We start from the raw sequence: 4,041 nt of genomic DNA, 5'->3' as shown, positions 1-4,041 counted from the left end.
GGTCGGGTTCGGCCAGCCCATGGCGGGCGGCGATGGCCGACCACACGCCTTCCATGCCGCGCATTTGCTGCTCCAACGGCCGCGGTTCGTTGCTGTAACCTACCGGCTCGACCCCGAAGTAGTCGGCCAGCGCAGGCCACATGCGCCGCCAGCGGAAGACATCGCCGTTGACGATGTTGTAGGCCTGGTCGCCAACGTTGTCCGCTGTGGCCGCCCAGATCATGTGGTCCGCCAGCAGTCCGCTGTCGGTCATGTCCGTGAGGCTGTTCCACTGCGTCTCGGAGCCCGGGAAGATGAACGGTTGGCCCAGGTCCTTACAGATGGATGCCTGAACGGCGAGGGTGAGCCCCATGTTCATGGCGTTCCCGACCGCATGTCCGATCACCGTATGCGCCCGGTGCACGGACCAGCCAAAGCCCTGCTTCGCGGCCGCAGCCCACAACTCGTCTTCCTGGGCGTAGTAGAAGTTCGGCGTCGGCAGCCTCGGCTCGCTCTCCCGAAAGGGGGTGTCCGGCATTTCCCCGGCCGCATACGCCTCAAACGGGCCCAGATAGTGCTTCAGCCCGGTCATGAGGGCGACGTGCTTCACAGGCTTGCCGTTGAGGCTGGCGAGGACGTTCCGCAGCATGCCCGCGTTTGTGTCGATGTTCTCTTGTTCGGTCTTCCGCCTGGACCAGGCGGTGTAGAACACATGGGTGGGCGAAACACCTGCCAGGGCCTCGCGCAGGTTCTCCACGGATGTCAGGTCCGCGCTCACATGGCGCACGTCACGGCGGCGAAGGGGATTGCGGGAGAGCCCCACCACGTCCCAGCCCTCCTCGGCGAGCCTGTCCACCAGGGCGGATCCGGCAATTCCGCTTGCCCCCACCACCAGGGCGGTCCGGGTGTCGACGGTCTCTGAGCTGCTTCGCACGTCATTCCTCCTGGCATCGCTTGTGCTGCGCCGCGCCCATTGCATGTATCGGGTCCCTGCGCGCCGGCCCGCTTGATCGGGACGGATGCTCTTCCAGCCTCTCATGCCGGGGTCCGGGGACGGTCCGGGAGGCCGTCCCCGGCAAGCCGGGCGCGGCCGCGCAGTAGGATTCAGGGAGACGCCAAAACTGATACGAAGCTAAGGCGGAACATCCGTGAAATTCGTACTCCGGTATCCGCTCGTGGCCGGGACCCTCGTCGTCCTGCTGGCGGTGCTGGTCTTGCTGTTCTCCGGGCAGGAAGGCATAGCCCGGGCTGCTGCGAGCGTCTATGCCCTGGCTGTGGCGGCCTACCTCGCCGTCGGGATGGCGCGCCGGCTCGCAGGCGGCCAGTTCGGCATCGACATCCTGGCCGTCACCGCAATCGTCAGCACCGTGCTGGTGGGCGAATACATCGCCTCGATGATCGTCGTACTCATGCTTGCGGGCGGCACTGCCCTTGAGGACTACGCCGCCAGCAGGGCCAAGGGCGAACTCACCGCATTGCTCGAACGCGTCCCGCAGACGGCCCACCGGGAGCGCAACGGCTCCCCCGCCGCCGGAACCAACACAGCCGGAACCAACACCGCCGGAACGCACACAGCCGGAACCTCAACGGAGAGCCAACACGAGGACGTGGCGGCCGCCGACGTCGAGATCGGGGACGTCCTGCTGGTCAGGCCCGGCGAGGTGGTCCCGCTGGACGGCGTCCTGCTCTCCGAGTCAGGCTCTTTCGATGAGTCCTCGCTCACCGGGGAGAGCCTGCCGGTGGAGCGGTCCGCCGGGGACGGGCTCATGAGCGGTTCGCTGAACGGTGAGGCCGCGGTCCGGATGCGGGTCACGGCGCGCATGGAGGATTCGCAGTACAGCCGGATCGTCGCCCTCGTGCAGGAGGCGGCGGACAGCAAGGCGCCCATGGTCCGGCTCGCGGACCGCTATGCCGTGCCGTTCACGGCCCTCGCCTACGTGCTCGGCGCCGTGGGCTGGATCATCAGCGGCAGCCCGGAACGCTTCGCGGAGGTCCTGGTGGTGGCCACGCCGTGCCCCCTGCTGATCGCAGCGCCGGTGGCGTTCCTCGGTGGCATGAGCCGCGCCGCGCACTCCGGTGTCATCGTCAAGTACGCCGGGGTGCTGGAACAGCTGAGCCGGATCAAGACGGCCGCCTTCGACAAGACGGGAACCCTCACGTACGGCCGCCCGTCCCTGCTGCGTATCCGGACCGCCGGGCCCCTCGCAGAGGACGAGGTCCTGCAGTTGGCGGCGTCCGCGGAACAGTATTCCTCACATGTCCTGGCCGCCTCGGTGATGGAGGCCGCCCGGAACCGGGCCCTGCCCTTCGCGGCCGCCACCGAAGCCACCGAATTCGCCACCCACGGGGTCCGCGCCAGGTTCGACGGCCAGGACGTGGTGGTGGGCAAGCCCGCGTTCGTCGCAGAGTGGGCGTCCGGCGTGGTGGAGGCGGGGCTGGCCAGCGGCGAGCTCGCCATCTACGTCGGTGCCGGCGGAAAATTCGTGGGCGCCCTGGTGATGAGCGATCCCATTCGCAAAGAGACCCGCCGCACCCTCGCCGACCTCAAGGCCCTGGGCGTACGCCGAACGGTCATGCTGACCGGTGACGCGCTCGCCACGGCCCGGCACATCGCGGACGAGGCAGGGCTCACCGACGTCCGCGCCGAGTGCCTGCCGCGGGACAAGGTCGAGGCCATCAGGTCGCTGCCGGACCGTCCGGTCATGATGGTCGGCGACGGCGTCAACGATGCCCCCGTCCTGGCGGTCGCCGACGTCGGAATCGCCATGGGCGCCCGCGGCTCGACGGCGGCCGGCGAGTCGGCCGACGTCGTGATCATCCTCGATGATCTCTCCAAGGTGGGGACCGCCGTCCGGATCGGGCAACGCACCGTGCAGGTGGCCCTGCAGAGCATCTGGATCGGCATCGGCCTGAGCGTGGCCCTCATGCTGGCCGCGGCCGCGGGCTACGTGCCGGCCATCGCCGGCGCCCTGTCCCAGGAACTGGTGGACCTCGCCACGATCCTCAATGCCCTGCGTTCACTCGGCCCCGGCCGCCACGGCGCCGCCAGCCCGGTGCGGTCCCGGGAAAGCGCGCGGCAGGCCCCGCTACCGGGATGACTATTTCCTGGCTGATTCTGTCTCCGCTGCCGCGACGGCTGACTCTGTCTCCGCTGCCGCGATCCGCGGCACGGTCTTGAGGTAGCTGTCCGGGTTCAGGGAGATCGAGTCGATCCCTTCGCGCACCAGGAACGCGGCGAACTCCGGGTGGTTGCTCGGTCCCTGCCCGCAAATGCCGATCTTGATCCCGGCGGCGTGGGCCTTGCGGATGGCCTCGCTGATCATCGCCATCACGGCCTCGTCCCGCTCATCGAAGAGCGCCGCGAGCTGGCCGGAGTCACGGTCCACACCCAGGACCAGCTGGGTGAGGTCGTTGGAGCCGATCGAGAACCCGTCGAAGCGGGTGGCGAACTTCTCGGCCAGGACCACGTTGGACGGGATTTCGCACATCATGTACACCTGCAGCCCGTTGCTGCCGCGGACCAAACCGTGCTCGGCCATCACGGCCAGGACTTTGTCCGCCTCCTGCGGCGTGCGGCAAAACGGCACCATGACAATCACGTTGGTGAAACCGAGCTTCTCGCGGACCCGTTTGAGCGCGGCGCATTCGAGCGCGAACCCCTCGCGGTAGCGGGGGTCGTAGTAGCGCGAGGCGCCGCGGAACCCGAGCATGGGATTCTCTTCCGGTTCCTCGAAGGCGGCCCCGCCGAGCAGGTGGGCGTATTCGTTGGTCTTGAAGTCGCTGAGCCGGACAATCACGGGGCGCGGATAATACGGCGCGGCGATCTTGGCGATCCCCAGCGACAGGGCGTCCACGAAGTACTCGGCCGGGTCCGCATACCCCTGCGCCAGCTCCCGGATCTGGTGCGCCTCGGCGGGATCCGTGACCCGTTCCGGGTGGACAAGCGCCATGGGATGGACGCGGATCAGGCTGCTGATGATGAATTCCATCCGGGCAAGCCCGACGCCGTCCGCCGGCAGCCGCCACCACTGGAAGGCCGCGGCCGGGCTGGCGATGTTGACC

General features: G+C 68.4%; 3 protein-coding genes. 1 reads left to right on the top strand and 2 read right to left on the bottom strand.

Annotated elements, in window-relative coordinates:
* Nucleotides 1–958, bottom strand: a 958-nt coding sequence (locus LQV45_RS19765) for an SDR family oxidoreductase (protein ID WP_230008469.1), incomplete at its 3' end; no start/stop codon positions are given.
* A gap of 169 nt (nucleotides 959–1,127) precedes the next feature.
* Between LQV45_RS19765 and LQV45_RS19760 the strand changes: the two genes are divergently transcribed.
* Nucleotides 1,128–3,077 carry a heavy metal translocating P-type ATPase gene (locus LQV45_RS19760; protein ID WP_230008468.1) on the top strand — a complete coding sequence of 650 codons (1,950 nt, stop codon included), beginning with the start codon at nucleotides 1,128–1,130 and terminating at the stop codon, nucleotides 3,075–3,077.
* Here the strand turns inward: LQV45_RS19760 and LQV45_RS19755 are convergent.
* The coding region (locus LQV45_RS19755) for a putative PEP-binding protein (protein ID WP_308288901.1) at nucleotides 3,078–4,041 on the bottom strand (964 nt) is incomplete at its 5' end.

Source organism: Microbacterium sp. Bi128 (assembly GCF_918698205.1).
The sequence above is the reverse complement of the archived record's forward strand: the minus strand, read 5'-3'. Positions and strand labels throughout refer to the sequence as shown.